The following is a 16,554-nucleotide window of genomic DNA, read 5'->3' as shown; positions in this document are numbered from 1 at the left end:
CGGCGCGGACGACGATCGGGTGACGGGTCCACACGGGACCCGCCGGCTCCGGAGGGGCGTGATGAACCTCGACCTCGCGCGGTGGCAGTTCGCGATCACCACCGTCTACCACTTCCTGTTCGTCCCGCTGACGATCGGCCTGTCCCTGCTCGTCGCGGGCCTGCAGACCACCTGGTTCGTCACCGCCGACGACCGCTGGCTGCGCGCGACGCAGTTCTGGGGAAAGCTCTTCCTGATCAACTTCGCGATGGGCGTCGTCACCGGCATCGTGCAGGAGTTCCAGTTCGGGATGAACTGGAGCGACTACAGCCGCTTCGTCGGCGACGTCTTCGGTGCCCCGCTGGCGATCGAGGGACTGCTCGCCTTCTTCCTGGAGTCCACCTTCCTCGGTCTGTGGATCTTCGGCTGGGACCGGCTGTCGAAGGGCGTGCACCTGGCCTGCATCTGGCTGGCCGCGACCGGCACGGTGCTGAGCGCCTACTTCATCCTCGCCGCGAACTCCTGGATGCAGCACCCGGTCGGGTCCACCGTGGACGCCGCGACCGGCCGGGCGGAGCTGACCGACTTCGGTGCGCTGCTGACCAACTCCACCGCGGTCGGGGCGTTCTCGCACACCCTGACCGCCTGCCTGGTGACGGCCGGGATGTTCCTGGTCGCGATCAGCGCGTGGAACCTGGTGCGGGACCGCCACCCCGAGGTCTTCCGTCCCTCGATCCGGGTCGGGCTGTGGACGACGCTGGCCGGGAGCCTCGGCGTCGTCCTCACCGGGGACCTGCAGGCCCGGCTGATGACCGAGCAGCAGCCGATGAAGATGGCCGCGGCGGAGGCGCTCTACGACACCGTCGCGCCGGCGTCGTTCTCGGTGTTCACCGTCGGCTCCCTCGACGGCACCCGCGAGCTGTGGAGCCTGCGGGTGCCGCGGCTGCTGTCGTTCCTGGCCACCGGCACCTGGGACGGCGAGGTGGAGGGCATCCACCAGCTGCAGGAGAAGGCCGTCGCCGCGTTCGGGCCGGGTCTGTACACACCGGACATCCCGCTCAGCTACTGGATGTTCCGGCTCATGATCGGTTTCGGGGTGCTGGCGGGGCTGCTCGCCGTCACGGGGCTCTGGCTGACCCGGCGTGCGCGGGCCACTCGGCGGCTGCCGCGCTGGTTCGGCCCGGCCGCCGGTCTGGGTCTGGCCGCACCGCTGCTCGCGAACACCGCGGGCTGGATCTTCACCGAGGCGGGCCGCCAGCCCTGGGTCGTCTACGGCGTGCTGCGCACCGCCGACGGCGTCTCGCCGAGCGTCGGCTGGGCGTCGGTGCTCACCTCGCTGGTCGTGTTCACGCTGCTCTACGGCGCGCTGGCCGTCGTCGAGGTCGTCCTGCTCGTCCGGGCCGTCCAGGCCGGTCCGCCGCCCCCTGTGGCTCCGGCCGTCCCGGAACCGTCCGGCACCGCCGCCCCCGTGGCGACCTACTGAGGAGGAGACCGCCATGGCGCTCATCGACGTCTGGTTCGTCCTGATCGCGGTCCTGTGGACCGGGTACCTCTGCCTGGAGGGCTTCGACTTCGGGGTGGGGATGCTGCTGCCCGTCGTCGCCCGCGACGAGACCGACCGTCGCGTCGCGCTCGGCACGATCGGCCCGGTGTGGGACGGCAACGAGGTGTGGCTGCTCGTCGCGGGCGGGGCGACCTTCGCCGCCTTCCCCGAGTGGTACGCGAGCCTGTTCTCCGGCTTCTACCTGGCGTTCCTGCTGCTGCTCGTCGCGCTGATCCTGCGCGGGATCGCGCTGGAGTACCGGGCCAAGGAGCCGCGCTGGGCCCCGGTGCTGGACCGCGTGCTGACCGGCTCGTCGCTCGCCGCGGCACTGCTGCTCGGGGTGGCGCTGGCGAACATCGTGCACGGTGTCCCGCTCGACGCCGACCACGAGTTCACCGGCACGCTGCTCACCCTGCTCCACCCCTACGCGCTGCTCGGCGGCGTCACAACGGTCCTGGTCTTCGCCCTGCACGGAGCCGCCTTCCTGGCCCTGAAGACCGACGGCCCGGTGCGCGAGCGCGCCGCCACCGTCGCGGTGACGGCCGGGCTGGGCGCGATCCCGGCGGGTGCGGTGTTCCTGGTCTGGACGCTGCTCGACGGTGCCCCGGCGTGGATCCTCGCCCCGGTCCTGGTCGCGGCCCTCGGGCTGGCCGTCGGGACCCTCGCCGCCGTCCGGGGCCGCTCGGGCCGGTCGTTCACCGCGACCACGGTCGCGATCGTCGCCGTCGCGGTGACGCTGTTCGGGTCGCTGTACCCGGACGTGCTGCCGTCGACGACCGACCCGGCCTTCTCGCTGACCGTGGTCAACGCGGCGTCGACGCCCTACACGCTGACGATCATGACGTGGGTGGCCGCGGTCGTCACGCCGGTCGTGCTCGCCTACCAGGCGTGGACGTTCTGGGTGTTCCGGCGGCGGCTGACCCGCGAGGACGTGGTGGACGCGGCGCACTGAGGCCCCGGGGCGGGCGACGGCGTCAGGCGCGGGACGCGGCGGCGATCCCCAGCAGCTCCAGCCGGTCCGCCGTCTCCGACCCCGGCTCGCACCCGTAGACGACGAGCTGCTGCCCCGGCGCCGACCGGACGTCGAACGACTGCCGGTGCAGGTCCAGCGCGCCGACGTCGGGGTGCACCAGCCGCTTGTGCTCGGCACCCTTGCCCCGGGCGTCGTGCCGGGCCCAGTGCTCGGCGAACTCGGGGCTGCGGTCGAGCATCGCCGTGAGGACCTGCCGGACACGGGGGGCGTCGGGGGCCTGGCCGTGCAGCACCCGGAACCCGGCGACGGTGTTCGCCGCCGCGGCGGTCCAGTCGGCGTAGAAGGTGCGGGAGGCCGGGTCCCCGAAGACCTTCTCGACGAGGTTGGTCCCGGGGGCGAACCCGAGCGCCGCCCCGAGCCGGTTGGCGCCCAGCACATCGTAGGCGCGGCCGAGGACGATCGCGGGCAGGCCCGGCCAGCTGTCGAGCAGGGCCGCCAGTTGCGGGTCGAGCCGCTCGTCCGCGATCGGGGCCCGGGGCCGCGGCGCCGCACCCGCCAGCCGGAACAGGTGCATCCGGGCGTCGTCGTCGAGCCGCAGGACGGCCGCGAGCGCCTCCAGCACCTGCGCCGACGGGTTCCGCTCGCGGCCCTGCTCCAGCCGCACGTAGTAGTCGGCGCTCATCCCGGCCAGCAGCGCGACCTCCTCCCGACGCAGCCCCGGGACACGACGGACCCCCGCCGGGACCAGGCCGACGGCGTCGGGGGTCACCTGTGCGCGCAGGGTCCGCAGGTACTCGCCGAGCGGTGTGGCCACCATGGACGCGACCCTAGGCGACCCCGCGCCGGCCGGGGTGGGTGCGGCACTCCCACGACCGTCGCGCCCTGCCGCGCCGTCGCCGCGGCTCGTAGGAAGGGGGCATGACCGACACGAACCCCACCCCCGTGGACCTGGTGACCGGCGCGAGCAGCGGCATCGGCCGCGCGATCGCCACCCGGCTCGCCCACGACGGCCACCACGTGATCGCCACCGCCCGGCGGGCCGACCGGCTCGCCGACCTCGCCGCACAGGTGCCCGGTGTCGAGCCGCACCCGGTCGACGTCGTGGACCGCGACGCCCTCGTCACGCTCGTCGACGACGTCGTCGCCCGGCACGGGTGGATCGACGTCGCCGTCGCCAACGCCGGGGTGATGCCGCTGTCGCGCCTCGACGCCGGCCTGGTGCAGGAGTGGGACCGCATGGTCGACGTGAACGTCCGGGGGCTCCTCCACACGATCCACGCCGTCCTGGGGCACTTCACCTCCGCGGACCGGGGCCACTTCGTGACGACGGCCTCGGTCGGCGCCCACGAGGTGGACGCGACGGCGGCGGTCTACGCCGGCACCAAGCACGCGGCGTGGGCGATCACCGAGGGCCTGCGTCTGGAGTCGTCGCCGGGCATCCGGGTCACCACGGTGTCCCCCGGTGTCGTGACCTCCGAGCTCGCCGCCGGCATCACCGACCCGACCGCCCGCGACGCCATGGCCGTCTACCGCAGGCACGCGATCGCACCGGAGGCCGTCGCCGACGCCGTCGCCTACGCGGTCGGCACCTCCCCCGAGATCGACGTCAACGAGATCCTCGTCCGGCCGGTCCGGCAGCGCTGAGCGCCCGCCGGGCGGCCGGAGCCCGGCGCGGCGCAGGCCGACGGCCTCGTCGACCCCGATCTCGACGCGCGCGACGTCCACCCCTGGTCATCGGCCTCTCACCGGCCTGGTCCCCCGCCTCCCCCACGATCACCGCCGACCCGGCCGACGCCGCCGCGGTGCACGAGCGCCGCAGGGCGGCCCTGTCGGCGGCGGCCCGCCGTGCCTTCCGGCGCGGCTGATGAGGAGGCCCCCGGCCGGGCTGCGACCGGGCGTGGGCGTGCGGCCCGGCGACCGGTGTGCCACATTACGGAGGCGTGACCGTGCCGTCCCGTGGTGCGGTTCCGGCCGCTCCCGCACCGGCCAGGCCGCGTGGTCGCTGTCCCGGCGGCTCGTTCCGACGCGTGAGCCGTGCGGTCGTGAGGACCGCTCGTCCCGTGTCCCGAGGGTCGATCGGAGAGCACGCATGACGACGTCCCCACCCACCGGCACGTCCCCCCGTCGTACCCGTCCGACGACGGAGGGCGGGTTCGGCGAGCTGGCCGCCCTGGTGTCCGGGGCGGGTCTGCTGCAGGAGGCCCGCCGCACCTACCTGCTCCTGTTCGCGGCGAACGCGGTCCTGCTCGCCGGCGGCCTCACGGTGTTCGTGTGGCTCGGCCCGTCCTGGTGGCAGCTGCTGCTCGCGGTGTTCTTCGCGGTCGTGACCACGCAGCTGGCCTTCATCGGCCACGACGCGGGCCACCGTCAGATCTTCGCCGGCCGGCGTGCCAACGACGTCGTCGGCTACCTCCACGGCGGGCTGGTCGGGCTGAGCTACGGTGCCTGGGTCACCCAGCACACCGCACACCACGCCCATCCCAACCACGCCGACGACGACCCGGACATCGACATCCCGGTGCTCGCCTTCAGCCCCGAGCAGGCCGCCGCCACGCGGGGCCCCGTCCGATGGATGGTCGGCCACCAGGCGTACCTGTTCCTCCCGCTGCTGTTCCTGGAGGGGTGGAGCCTGCACCTCACCGCCGTCCGGGCGATCCTGCGTCGAGAGGTCCCCCGCCCGCGGCTGGAGGCGGCGTTGCTCGTCGCGCACGCCGTCGGGTACCTGGGGGCGGTGTTCTGGGTCCTCGCGCCGGTGCAGGCCGTCGCGTTCGTCGTCGTGCACCAGGGGCTCTGGGGCGTGTACATGGGCCTGGCGTTCGCTCCGAACCACAAGGGGATGCCGGTCATCCCGGCCGGCCGTCGACTGGACCACCTGCACAAGCAGGTGCTGACCTCGCGCAACGTGCTCGGAGGCCGGGTCCTCGACGTCGCGCTGGGCGGCCTGAACTACCAGATCGAGCACCACCTGTTCCCCCGGATGCCGCGCCCGCACCTGCGCCGCGCTCAGCCGATCGTGCAGGAGTTCTGCACCACCCACGGCCTGCCCTACACCCGGACCGGTCCCCTGCGTTCCTACGCCGAGGTCCTCCGTCACCTGCACGAGGTCGGCGCCCCGCTGCGGCGCCCCACCGGGCCACCGGCCGGCTGACCCGTCCCCGGGTCCGCTCGGGGCGACAACCCCGAAGGAGAACCACCACCATGGACGACCCGACCCCCTCGACCGCCTCCGACCACACCACCCCGGACGAGCTGTGCCCGGTCTGCCCGCACCCCTGGGAGGACCACGACGCGATCGACCGGAGGTTCTGCTCGGCGAAGATCGCGGGTGGGTCCTCGCAGGGGTGCGTCTGCGCGAAGGGGTGACCGCACCACGCCGTACCGCCGCCGGGGCGGGGTGACTACGTCGCCACCAGCAGCTGCTGCCCCAGCGCCCGCAGCGGGTCCGTGTCACCGGGCAGCGCCGCGACCGGCCGCAGACCGGCGGCGGCGAGCTCGGCCCACCACTGCCGTTCGGTCAGGAAGATCCGGTCGGTGCCGGCGCGCAGGTCCCCGCTGCCGGCGGCGGCCGCGCCCGGACGCGCGGACATGAGGAACTGCATCGACACCAGCGCCGGGAGGTGCTCGCGGGTCGACTCGACCAGGGCGAGCACCCCGCCGGGGGCCAGCACCCCGCGGACGGCGGCGAGCGTCGCGCGGACGTCGACGGCGTTGTGCAGGACGTTCGCCGCGACGACGAGGTCGTGGCGGCCGTCGTGGGCGGCCAGGTCGGTGGTGACGTCGAGCAGCGCGGTCCGCACCCCGGGGAACCGGGTCGCGGCCAGGTCGAGGAAGAACCGTGAGACGTCGGTGAACAGGTAGTCGACCGGCGCCTCCCCCAGGCCGTCGAGGACGGCGCGGGTGCTGCCGCCGACGCCGCCGCCCAGCTCCAGGACGCGCAGCGGCTCCGCCCGGGTCCGTGCGGTGGTCGCGGCGAGGTGGGCCAGCGCCCCGTTGAGGTAGGTGGTGATCGTGTTGTCCTGGTAGCTCGCCAGGGCGGTGGCGATCTCGCCGTCGGGGAACAGCAGCGCCTGCAGCGGCACCTCGTCGCGCAGCAGCGCGGGCAGGTGGGCCATGGCGGCGGCGAAGAACTCGACCATCGCGGGCGGGTAGCCCAGGTCGGTGCAGGCCGCGTGCAGCGCGCCGTCCGGCTGCGGCCCGGGGTCGCCGTGCGCGGCGAGCTCGGCCCGCCACCGCCGCACCAGCCACGCGTGCCGCGGGGCGACGTCGGGGTCACCCGCGTCGAGCACCGAGGCCATGGCACGCAGCGCGACGGCGTCGAGCCGGGTGACCGCGTCGGCGGGGCCCGCGTCGCCGGCCGGTGCGCCGCCGGGCAGCGCGGCCCGGCCCGCCGCGTCGGCCGCGGCGACGTCGTCCGGCCCGGCGACGGGCAGCAGGACCGTCGCGTCGGTGCCGGTGAGACGCCGCGCGAGCGGCCCGACCCGGCTCCGCACGAACGCGGGGAACGGCTCGTGGGCCCGGCCCGGGCCGGCCAGCCCGGCGGCGGGCCGGGCGGCCGCGGCGGCGGGCCGGGCGACCGCCAGCAGCTCGGGGTCGTCCGGGTCGAGCAGGACGGCGGCGTCGTGACCGGCGAGGTCGGTGCGCAGCCGGGCCGCGGTGACCGCGTGCGGGCCGGGACGCAGCAGCGCGTTGGGGATGCCGCGCAGCAGGACCGGCTCCGTCCCGGCCAGCGGGTCGCCGGTCCAGTCCAGGACCTGCGGAACCGGCGAGGGTCCTGCGTCGACGTGCAGGACGGCGTCGAACCGGTGGCGCGACAGCTCGGTGTCGTCGGTGAGGGTCTTGGCGTGCACGGCGACGGCGATCCGGCGCCCGCCTGCGAGGGCCGCGGTGGCGAGGGCGGCCGGGTCGACCAGCAGCTCACGGTCCGTCGCGGCGCGGTCGGCGACGGTGCGCGCCAGGGTGTCGTCGTCGAGGTCTGGCTCGGTGGCGGTGACGGTCTCCCGCCAGTGCCGCAGGTGCAGGCCCGCGTGCCGCACGTCGCCGACGACGACCGTCCCCCCGGCCGCGACGACCGCGGTCGCGGTACGGAGCACCTCGGTCAGGTAGGCGAGGTCGGGGAAGCACTGCGTCACCGAGTTGATCACCACGCAGTCCGGTGCCCGCCCGCCGAGCGCCTCCCGGACGGCGGCCGAGCCGGCCTCGTGCGCGGCGCCCCGCACGACCCGCACCCCGGGCGCGGCGGCGGCGCGGTGCCGGTCGACGACGTCGCCCGCGATGTCGGTGCCGACGTAGGCCTCGACGTGCGGGGCGATCCGCTCCAGCAGCATCCCCGTGCCGCAGCCCAGCTCCAGCACCCGGCGCGGGCGCGCGGCGAGCACGAGCCGACCCGACGGTCGCCGGGGTCGCGGCGGCCGGACGGGCGTCCTGATGGCCGGAGCCCCCCGTCCGCTGGTCGCCGTGCTGGGCGCGTCGGGGGCGACCGGGCGGGCCGCGGCCGGTCGACTGGCCGCGACGGGCCGGGTGCGGCTGCGGCTCGGGGCCCGCGACGCGGGCGCGCAGCCCCTCCCCGGGGACCGGGTCGAGGGAGCGCCTGGCCGCGGACACCGGTGCGGCGCAGCTGCGGGCCTACTCGGTGTTCCCGGGGCCGGGGCTGCCGGACACCCTCGCGTCCGCCTGGGCGTCGGGCGACCCGCCGGCGCACGTCGACGCCGTCATCGCCGCCGCCGACGCCGACGTGGCCGCGCACGGCGTCGCCATCACCCTGCTCGCGTCGGCGCGCTACGCCGACGGGGCCCGCCGCACGCTGCTGCGGTCCACCGACTCGCTCGCCCTGACCGGCGCGTTCACCGCGCTCGCCGTCACCGACGTGCTGGCGGGCCGGGTCCCGCACGGGGTCGGCCGGGCCGCCGAGGTCCTCGACCCGGTGACGACGGCCGCCCGGCTGGCCGCCGACCCCTCGGTGGACGAGCTGCGGTACTGACCCGGGCGCCCCGGACCGCGTCCGGGGCGCCCGCCGGGCTCACCCCTGGCCGGGGGCGACCGGCAGACCGGTCCGGAACAGCTCCTGCTCCAGCCACACCGCCGCGGCGACGCCGCTCCCGGCGCCCACGCTCACCAGTGTCACGCCGTCGGGCAGCCCGGGCTGCCGGGCCGCGTCGCCTGCGGCGGAGACCCCCGGGACCGAGGTCCGGCCGCACTCGTCGACGGCGATCGTGCCGTCGTCGAGCACGGTCGCGCCGAGGCTCCCGGCCAGCGCGGTGCCGGGGCGGGTCGGGGCGCGGTGGTAGATGCCGTCGCGGGCGAGGGTGGTGCCGTCGGCGAAGCGCAGCTCGAGTGCGCCGAGGTCGCCGTCGATCGCCGTGATCGGGGACTCCACGACCCGCACGCCGCCCGCCTCCAGGTTCGCCGCGACCCAGCCGGGCAGCTCGGCGGGGCCGTGGGTGGCGAGGACGACGTCGTCGCTGAACCGGTCCCGCACGTAGGCGGCGAGCATCCCGGCCAGGCCGTTGCCGATCACCACGAGCGCCATGCCGGTGGTCTCGTAGCCGTGGCAGAACGGGCAGTGGAACACCGAGCCGCCCCACCGCTGCGCCAGCCCGGGCACCTCGAGCGGCTCGTCGACCTGGCCGCCGGCCAGCAGCAGCCGGCGCGCCCGCACGACGGTGCCGTCGTCGAGGTCGAGGACGAAGTCGTCGAGGGCGCCGCGCACGCCGGTGACCCGGCCCGCCCGGCGGGTCACCGTCGGGTAGGCGTCGACCTCCGCGCGGCCGTCGGCGAGCAGCTGCGCCGGGTCCCCGCCGTCGCGGCCGAGGTACATGTGCATCTCGGCGGCCGGGGCGTTGTGCGGCTCGCCGGCGTCGACGAGCAGGACGCGACGCCGCTGGCGGCCGAGCACGAGGGTCGCCGACAGGCCCGCGGGCCCACCGCCGACGACCACCACGTCGTAGGTGTCGTTCACGCGTTCTCCAGTTCCGTGCGGACGGCGGGCAGGACCTCGGTCGCGAGGCGTTCGACGTTGGCGAGCACCGCGTCGCGCTCGCCGGAGGACTCGACGTGCAGCAGCACCCGGCCGGCCCCGCTCCCCCGGACCAGGTCGACGAGCCGGCGGACACAGAGCTCGGGCGGCCCGATCGGCTGACGGGCGAGGATGCCCGCGGCCAGCTCGTCGGGGGTGGGCCGCGGGGCGCGGTACTCCTCGACCATCACGTACTCGGCGTAGCCGGAGGCGAACACCGGCGCCAGCCGCTCGTGGACGACCCGTTCGGCCTCGGCGACCGAGTCGGTGACATGGGCCAGGGCCGCGGTGCCGTGCACCGGCCGCGCCGCGGTGAGCTGCTCGTAGTCGGCGACCAGCCGTGCCTGCTCGTCGGCGGTCTGGGAGAAGAAGAACAGCATCGGCAGGCCGTGCCGGGCGGCCAGCTCCACCCCGGTGACCGAGGTCGCGGCCACGTGCACCGGCGGGTGCGGACGCGTGTACGGCTCCGGGCCGGGTGCGACCTCGCGGAACCGGTAGTGCTCGGAGTCGGCGGACACCCGCCCGGTGAAGGAGTCGAGGACCAGGCCGAGCGCCTCGGGCAGCCCGGTGCGCCACCGCTCGATGCCGGTGCCGAGGACCTCGTGGTCCACCACCGGCCCGGCCCGGCCGACGCCGAGGTCGAACCGGCCGCCGGAGAGCTGGTCGAGCAGCGCCGCCTGCTCCGCGACGTGCACCGGCGGGTGCGTCGGCAGGGTCGTCACCGCCGTGCCGACCCGCACCCGCCGGGTGCGGCCGAGCAGGAACGCGGCCAGCGTCGTCGCGGAGGGGTTGACGCCGTAACCGGTCAGGAAGTGGTGCTCGGTGGTCCACACCGACGCGAACCCGTGTGCCTCGGCCGCCTGCGCGACGTCCGCGGCCAGCGCGAACACCTCGGTCGCGCTCTGCCCGGGGAAGCGGTGGGTGAACAGCATGACGCCGAACGACGGAGGGGACACGCCTTAACAGTAGCGGATGTCGTTATCGACTGATGGTGGTCGGTGGCCCGGGGCGGGGGCGGACCGAGGGGCGCAGCGGGACCTCCGGCCCGTCCCTCCGGGGGCGGTGGCGGGGCAGGCTGCGCGTGTCGGCCGACGGAGGGATCACGATGGGCCAGCAGGACGACCGCACACGATTCCGGCTCGACGCCCCGCCCGAGACCGTCGACGACGACCCGCCGCTGCACGCGGTCGTGGCCTCGCGCCTGGTCGCGGTCACCCCGCAGACCCCGGTCCGGACCGCGCTGGACCTGATGCTGGCCCACGACGTCCACCACCTCCCCGTGTTCGCAGGTCCGCGCTGCATCGGCCTCGTGACCGAGTCCGACCTGCTCCGGGGCGTCGCCGCCCAGTGGGGTCCGCTGGGCCAGGCCGTCCTCACCGTCGCCGAGGTCCACGGGCCGGTCGCGGTACTGCCGTCCTCGGCGCCCCTGTCGGCGGCCGCCGCGGCGATGGCGGCCGACGGGCGGGACGCCGTCCTCGTCGCGGACGGCGACCGGATCGACGGCATCGTCACCGCCTCCGACGTCGTCGGCGTCGTCGCGCGCCGGACCGGTCCCGTCCCGGGAGGGGTCCCGGGACCACCGATCTAGCTTCGGTCCGTCCGCAACGACGACCGGCGGCGCACCCCGGAGGTGACGCCGCGACGAGGCAGGAGAGCAGATGACGAAGCGACTGGGCATCCTCATCGGTGGAGCGGCGATCGCCATGGGTGCATCGCTCGCCGTGGCCGCACCCGCGTTCGCGGAGACGGTCGGCTACTACAACAACAAGACGGTCTGCCAGCAGCAGGGCGCGAAGATCGTCAACGCGGCCCCGGGGGCCCCGACCACCTTCACCTGCATCGGGAACGGCAACCCCACCACCGACTCCACCCGCTGGGAGCTGCGGGTCTACTGACCCTCCCCGCGGCCCCGGGTGCCGGGGAGACGACGCGCCCCCGCCGGTTGCTCCCGGGGGCTCTCGACCCGGAGCGCTGCCGGTGGTGCCCCCGGGAACCGCCCGGCGCGGAGTCGGGTGGCTCCCGGGGGGGGTGGCCCGAGCCGCCGGGCCCGCCCACCCCGTGGATCACCGACCCGGCCGGGGCGCCATCCACGCTGACGGTCGAGGCGGCCCAGCACGGCGTCGCCCTCCACGGCGGCGACGCCTGCGTCGACCAGGCCGTCACCGACGACCCGATCGGCCTGGGGACGCCACGGCAGGACGCGCGGTGCGGTGGCCGAGCACCACCGGTGCGGCCTACTTGAGCAGGAAGCCCGCGTCCACGGGGACGGTCGTCCCGGTGATCCACCTCCCCGCGTCGGAGCAGAGGAACGCGATCACCTCGGACACGTCGGTCTCGGCCAGGGCGTCCACCGGCATCAGGTTGAACCGCATGGCGTTGCCCAGCTCCTCGTGCTCGGTCAGCCACTGCGGGAAGAAGTCGTTGTTCGACATCGGCGACGCGACGCCGGTGGGGTGGATGGTGTTCACCCGGATCGACTCCGGCGCGAGCTCGGTGGCCAGCGTGCGCATCAGGCCGACGATGCCGTGCTTGGCCGCCGTGTAGTGCGTGCAGCCGGCCACGCCGCGCAGCCCCGCGATCGACGACGTGATCACGATCGAGCCGCCGTCGCCGCCCGCCCGGATGTGCGGGACCACCGCCCGGCAGGCCTTGAACACGCCGGTGAGGTTGATGTCGATCATGTCGTCCCAGGCCTCGTCGGTGAGCTCCCAGGTGTTGTCCGACAGGCTCAGGATCCCGGCGTTGGCCAGCAGGACGTCGATGCGGCCGAACTCGCTCATCGCCGTGTCGGCGAGCCGGGCCATGTCCGCGGTGCGGCGCACGTCGCCCTCGAGCGCGATGCAGCGACGACCCAGCTCCTCCACCTGCGCGACGGTCTCCTCGAGGTCGCCGGGGCGCCCGGTGGCGAACGGGACCGTGGCCACCTGCTCGGTGATGTCGCAGGTGACGATGTCGGCGCCCTCGCGGGCGAGGCGGAGCGCGTGCGCCCGTCCCTGCCCGCGCCCGCCGCCGGTGATCACCGCGACCTTGCCGTCCAGCTGTCCCATCTCAGTTCCCCTTCCGGTACGCCGCGGCGCGGCGGTTGTGTTCGGTGATGGCGTCGGTCAACGGCCGGTAGGGCTCGTCCCACGGGTCCTTGAGCCCCCAGCCGCGCCCACCGGTGTTCTCGACGTAGCCGCACCAGTGCCACCCGGCGAACCACGGCTCGTCGAGCACGGCGTCCAGGGCGGCGCCGTAGTCGACCCCGCGGGCGGCGTGGTCGGGCAGGCCCTCGCGGTGCGGGTCGAGCTCGGTCGGGGTCCAGTTCCCGACGTCGGCGCTGCGGCTGCCTGGGTCCGGCTCCTGCCGGCGACGCACTGCAACAACGGTCATGGATGCTGCGCGCTCGGCAAGCCAAGCGGTGGCCGCACCCCTGTCCGGCCGACACGCCGCACGGCCTGCATCAACTCGACGACGGCAACGCCGGCCTGCCGGAGCACCGCGCCGTCCGAGCAGGGCCTACTTCAGCATGAAGCCGGCGTCCACCCGCACCTCTGTACCGGTGACGTAGCGGGCGTCGTCGCTGACCAGGAACGCGATCATCTTCGACACGTCCTCGGGCTGCACGACATCCACGGGCATGAGGTTGCCGCGCATCGGGCCGGTGAGCCGTTCGTGGGTGCCCATCCAGTCGACGAACCACTGGTTGTTGGACATCTCGGTGTTCACGCCGGTGGGGTGCACGACGTTGACCCGGATCATCTCCGGCGCCAGCTCCCACGCCAGCGTGCGCATCAGTGCGATCAGCCCGTGCTTGGCCACGTTGTAGTGGGTGCAGCCGGCCACCGAGCGCAGGCCGCCGGTGGAGCCGGTGAGCGTGATCGCCCCGCCGCGCTTCCCGGAGATCATGTGCGGGATGAACGCCCGGCAGACCTTCCAGCCACCCGTGACGTTGATGTCGAGCATGTCCTGCCACTGCTCGTCGCTGAGCTGCCACGTGCTGTCCGCGGCGCCCATGACGCCGGCGTTGGACACCAGCGCGTCGACGCGTCCGAACTCGGTCATCGTGACGTCGGCGGCACGCTGGACCGCCGCGGTATCGCGGATGTCGGCCTCGATCGCCAGGCAGCGCCGGTCGTGCTTCTCCACCAACGCCACGGTCTCGGCCATGTCGTCGGCGCTGCTCATCGCGTAGTCGATGGTGGCGATGTCGCCCGGCGCGTCGAGGATGACGACGTCGGCGCCCTCGCTCGCGAGCGTGACCGCATGCGAGCGGCCCTGCCCGCGCCCGCCGCCGGTGATCACCGCGACCTTGCCGTCCATGCGGCCCATGTCAGTTCCTTCCGTCTCTCTCACGCAGCGAAGAACTCACGCAGGACACCGGCCAGCTCCGCCGGCTGCTCCAGCGCCATGCTGTGTCCGCACTCGGCGATCTCGACGTAGCGCACGTCGTCGCTCACGCGCTCCATCTGCCGGCGGGTCTCCTCGCCGATGAACAGTTCACTGGCCACCGCGAGCACCGGCATGGGCAGCTTGGTCCGGCCCCACTCCTCGTCGAGCGCGATGTTGGTGAACGTGGCGCGGTAGACCTCGAAGATCGCCCGCAGCCCGCCCGGCGCGGATGAGCAACGCGTCCACTCGGCCACGCAGTCCGGAGTGATCGCGGCGGGGTTGTAGGTCTCGTTCTTCATCCACGTCGACCAGAAGATCTCCTCCCGACCGCTGATCAGCATTTCCGGGAAGTCCGGGACGTGGAAGAAGCCGACGTGCCACAGGAAGTGGCTGGACCGCACGTTGTCCGCGGTGAGCGCCGACCAGTCCTCCAGCCCGAAGCCGGGCAGCAGCATCTCGCCGTAGGACAGCTTGGTGACGCGCTCGGGGAACGTGGCGGCGACTGCGTAGGCGAACGCGGCGCCCCAGTCCTCGCCCGCCACGGCGAACGTCTCGTGGCCCAGCTCGGTGAGCAGCGCGCCGACATCCTCGGCGATCGTGCCCATGTCGTAGCCGCCCTCGGGCCGCTCGGAGTCGCCGAACCCGCGCACGTCGGGGGCGATCACGGTGAAGTGCTCGGTGAGCAGCGGGATGACGCGGTGCCAGTAGTACCAGGTCTTCGGCACGCCGTGCAGCAGCACGAGCGCGGGCCCCGACCCGGCGGTGACGTAGTGCAGCCGCACCCCGTTGACGGTCTTGCGGCCGTGCGTGACGGGGGTGCCGGTGTGGTCGGTGACGTCCAACATCAGTGCTCCCTGGTGGTGCGGTCGAACCGGGTCACGATCTCCACCAGCGCGGCCGGGTTCTCCTCGGCGATCCAGTGCCCGGCCTGCGGCACCGACTCGACGGTGACGTTCTCGGCGACCTCGCGGCCCATCTCCTCGGTGACGGAGTCGAACAGGCTGACCTGGCCGTGCAGCCCGAGCACAGGCATCGTCAGCTTCCCGTTCGCCGCCAGTGCCGCCCGCGTGTCGACGGCGTCCTGCTCGAAGGCGCGGTAGAGGTCGAACCCGGCGCGCATCGCGCCCGGCTCGGCGTACGCGGCGGCGAAGTGGTGGGTGTCCACCGCGGTGGGGCGGAAGCCGAGCTTGTCGTAGAAGTGCTGCAGATACCAGCGCTCGCGGCCAGCGGTGAGTGCCTCGGGCAGGTCCAGGATCGTATGGAACGCGAAGTGGAACAGGGTGGGGTCGTTCTTCATCCGGTCGTGCACCTCGGTGCCGGGCAGCGGCGCCTCCCCGTAGCCCATGGCGCGGGTGTCACCGGGGTAGCGGAGGGCGTACGCGGTGGCGAGTTGGCCGCCCAGGTCGTGCCCGAGCACGAAGGCGGGCCCGGTCAGCCCGAGATGGTCGTGCAGGAGCTGGTGGATGTCCTCCGCCATCTCCCGCTTGGTGTAGCCACCGGGAGGCAGGTCCTCGACCCGTGGGTCCACGGTGCGGCCGAGGTCCAGACGCGGGCGCGACGTGTTGCCCGCGCCGCGGTAGTCGGGCGCCACGACGTGGTAGCCCTCGGCGGCGAACATCGGCAGGACGTGACGCCACTGCCACGAGGTCTCCGGCCAGCCGTGCAGCAGCACCAGCGTGTCCTCGCCGGTCCCGGCCTCGTAGTAGTGCATCCGGACGCCGGTCTCCAGCAGAGCGGTCCCGGTCATCTCCGCGAGGTCGTTCATGCCGCCACCGTTTCCCCGAAGAACTCCAGATAGATCCGCGCCAGCTCGTCGGGCCGCTCCAGGGACGGGTTGTGCCCACACCGCTCGATCACGACGCTGCGGACGTCCTGCGCGACCGGCTCCATCTGGTGGCGGACCTCGTCGCCGAAGAACGCCTCGCCGCCGACGGCCAGCACCGGGATGGTCAGCTTGTGTTCGAACTGGGGTGCGTTCTGCTCGCCGTCGAGGTCGTTGGCCCGGTACACCTCGAGGATCGTGTGTGTGCCGCCCGGCGACTCCAACCAGCGGACCTGCTCGTCGACGTCCTCGTCGGTGGCTGCGCTGGGGTCGTACATCTCGCGCTTCATGAAGAACGACCAGAACTCGCGCTCCCGGCCGGGCATGAGCATCTCGGGGTAGTGCGGCACGTTGAAGAAGTCCAGGTGCCACATCGTGCGGGTGTCCTCCTTCTTCAAGGTCCTGGTACGACCCGCGACGTCGTCGCTGCCGTACCCGAGCCCCGGCAGGAGCATCTCCTGGAACACGAGTTGCTCCACGCGGTCGCGGTGGAACGCGGCCACCGCGTAGGCGATGGCGGCGCCCCAGTCCTCCCCGACGATCCGGAAGCGCTCGAAGCCCAGGTGGTCGGCGAGCGCGACGATGTCCTGCGCCATCGTCTGCGTGTCGTACCCGGTCTGCGGCCGCTCGGAGTCGCCGTAGCCGCGGCAGTCCACCGCGACGACGGTGTGGTGCGGGGTGAGCAGCGGGATCACCTTGCGCCAGAAGAACATCGTCTTCGGCACGCCGTGCAGCAGGATCACCGGGTCGCCGGAGCCACCCATCGCGTAGTGGATGTTCACGCCGTTGACCTCGGGGCGGCCGTGGGTGAGCCGCTGTCCGGCGTGGTCGGTCATGTCGTAGGCGCCCATGGG

18 protein-coding genes are annotated in these 16,554 nt (G+C 74.0%); 8 read left to right on the top strand and 10 right to left on the bottom strand.

All coding sequences use genetic code 11. The features are described from left to right. Window positions 1–61 precede the first annotated feature (61 nt). Both MTO91_RS09810 and cydB read left to right on the top strand, forming a co-directional pair. Complete coding sequence (locus tag MTO91_RS09810) at window positions 62–1,462, top strand: cytochrome ubiquinol oxidase subunit I (protein ID WP_405418110.1); 1,401 nt, start codon at window positions 62–64, stop codon at window positions 1,460–1,462. A gap of 13 nt (window positions 1,463–1,475) precedes the next feature. Beyond that, complete coding sequence (cydB, locus tag MTO91_RS09805) at window positions 1,476–2,474, top strand: cytochrome d ubiquinol oxidase subunit II (protein ID WP_405418112.1); 999 nt, start codon at window positions 1,476–1,478, stop codon at window positions 2,472–2,474. Window positions 2,475–2,496: 22 nt separating this feature from the next. Here cydB and MTO91_RS09800 read toward each other — a convergent pair whose 3' ends face one another. Beyond that, window positions 2,497–3,312 carry a helix-turn-helix domain-containing protein gene (locus MTO91_RS09800; RefSeq protein ID WP_405418114.1) on the bottom strand — a complete coding sequence of 272 codons (816 nt, stop codon included), beginning with the start codon at window positions 3,310–3,312 and terminating at the stop codon, window positions 2,497–2,499. 101 nt (window positions 3,313–3,413) lie between these two features. On the opposite strand from MTO91_RS09800, the gene MTO91_RS09795 reads away from it, so the two are divergent. The 3 genes from MTO91_RS09795 to MTO91_RS09785 all read left to right on the top strand — a co-directional run bounded on the left by MTO91_RS09795 (window position 3,414) and on the right by MTO91_RS09785 (window position 5,858). Continuing rightward, entirely contained in the window at window positions 3,414–4,139 is a 726-nt protein-coding gene (locus tag MTO91_RS09795) for an SDR family oxidoreductase (protein ID WP_405418117.1), read from the top strand. A gap of 445 nt (window positions 4,140–4,584) precedes the next feature. After that, window positions 4,585–5,643 carry a fatty acid desaturase family protein gene (locus tag MTO91_RS09790; RefSeq protein WP_405418118.1) on the top strand — a complete coding sequence of 353 codons (1,059 nt, stop codon included), beginning with the start codon at window positions 4,585–4,587 and terminating at the stop codon, window positions 5,641–5,643. Window positions 5,644–5,693: 50 nt separating this feature from the next. Continuing rightward, window positions 5,694–5,858, top strand: coding sequence for an RGCVC family protein (locus tag MTO91_RS09785; RefSeq protein ID WP_251784515.1), 165 nt, complete (start codon window positions 5,694–5,696; stop codon window positions 5,856–5,858). 35 nt (window positions 5,859–5,893) lie between these two features. On the opposite strand, the gene MTO91_RS09780 is transcribed toward MTO91_RS09785, so the two are convergent. After that, window positions 5,894–7,870, bottom strand: coding sequence for a methyltransferase (locus tag MTO91_RS09780; RefSeq protein WP_405418120.1), 1,977 nt, complete (start codon window positions 7,868–7,870; stop codon window positions 5,894–5,896). Window positions 7,871–8,124: 254 nt separating this feature from the next. On the opposite strand from MTO91_RS09780, the gene MTO91_RS09775 reads away from it, so the two are divergent. Next, window positions 8,125–8,472: a hypothetical protein gene (locus MTO91_RS09775; RefSeq protein ID WP_476654333.1), complete on the top strand. Its 348-nt coding sequence runs from the start codon at window positions 8,125–8,127 to the stop codon at window positions 8,470–8,472. 39 nt (window positions 8,473–8,511) lie between these two features. Here the strand turns inward: MTO91_RS09775 and MTO91_RS09770 are convergent, their stop codons facing one another. Further along, on the bottom strand, window positions 8,512–9,450 hold the full coding sequence (locus tag MTO91_RS09770) for an NAD(P)/FAD-dependent oxidoreductase (RefSeq protein WP_476654332.1): 939 nt from the start codon (window positions 9,448–9,450) through the stop codon (window positions 8,512–8,514). Next, on the bottom strand, window positions 9,447–10,463 hold the full coding sequence (locus MTO91_RS09765; protein WP_476654331.1) for an LLM class flavin-dependent oxidoreductase: 1,017 nt from the start codon (window positions 10,461–10,463) through the stop codon (window positions 9,447–9,449). Before MTO91_RS09765 ends, MTO91_RS09770 begins: the two co-directional genes overlap by 4 nt. Window positions 10,464–10,612: 149 nt before the next feature. Here MTO91_RS09765 and MTO91_RS09760 point away from each other — a divergent pair, with 149 nt between their 5' ends. Both MTO91_RS09760 and MTO91_RS09755 read left to right on the top strand, forming a co-directional pair. Further along, window positions 10,613–11,095, top strand: coding sequence for a CBS domain-containing protein (locus MTO91_RS09760; protein ID WP_251784524.1), 483 nt, complete (start codon window positions 10,613–10,615; stop codon window positions 11,093–11,095). A 70-nt stretch (window positions 11,096–11,165) separates the two neighbouring features. Then, window positions 11,166–11,402, top strand: a complete 237-nt coding sequence (locus tag MTO91_RS09755; RefSeq protein ID WP_251784525.1) for a hypothetical protein — start codon at window positions 11,166–11,168, stop codon at window positions 11,400–11,402. Window positions 11,403–11,741: 339 nt separating this feature from the next. Here MTO91_RS09755 and MTO91_RS09750 read toward each other — a convergent pair whose 3' ends face one another. The 6 genes from MTO91_RS09750 to MTO91_RS09725 all read right to left on the bottom strand — a co-directional run bounded on the left by MTO91_RS09750 (window position 11,742) and on the right by MTO91_RS09725 (window position 16,551). After that, window positions 11,742–12,554: a mycofactocin-coupled SDR family oxidoreductase gene (locus tag MTO91_RS09750; protein WP_405418126.1), complete on the bottom strand. Its 813-nt coding sequence runs from the start codon at window positions 12,552–12,554 to the stop codon at window positions 11,742–11,744. 1 nt (window position 12,555) lies between these two features. Beyond that, window positions 12,556–12,864, bottom strand: a complete 309-nt coding sequence (locus MTO91_RS09745; RefSeq protein WP_476654330.1) for a hypothetical protein — start codon at window positions 12,862–12,864, stop codon at window positions 12,556–12,558. Window positions 12,865–13,005: 141 nt separating this feature from the next. After that, entirely contained in the window at window positions 13,006–13,818 is an 813-nt protein-coding gene (locus MTO91_RS09740; RefSeq protein ID WP_476654329.1) for a mycofactocin-coupled SDR family oxidoreductase, read from the bottom strand. Between the two features lie 20 nt (window positions 13,819–13,838). Continuing rightward, the gene (locus MTO91_RS09735; protein WP_346104364.1) at window positions 13,839–14,723 is read right to left on the bottom strand and encodes an alpha/beta fold hydrolase; all 885 of its coding nucleotides are present in this window, start codon (window positions 14,721–14,723) and stop codon (window positions 13,839–13,841) included. Beyond that, window positions 14,723–15,643, bottom strand: coding sequence for an alpha/beta fold hydrolase (locus MTO91_RS09730; protein ID WP_476654328.1), 921 nt, complete (start codon window positions 15,641–15,643; stop codon window positions 14,723–14,725). The genes MTO91_RS09735 and MTO91_RS09730 overlap by 1 nt, the downstream gene beginning before the upstream one ends. Continuing rightward, the gene (locus MTO91_RS09725) at window positions 15,640–16,551 is read right to left on the bottom strand and encodes an alpha/beta fold hydrolase (protein ID WP_476654327.1); all 912 of its coding nucleotides are present in this window, start codon (window positions 16,549–16,551) and stop codon (window positions 15,640–15,642) included. Before MTO91_RS09725 ends, MTO91_RS09730 begins: the two co-directional genes overlap by 4 nt. Window positions 16,552–16,554: the final 3 nt, after the last annotated feature.

The organism is Pseudonocardia sp. 2-7 (assembly GCF_056341085.1).
This window is presented reverse-complemented; position numbering and strand designations above follow the sequence as displayed.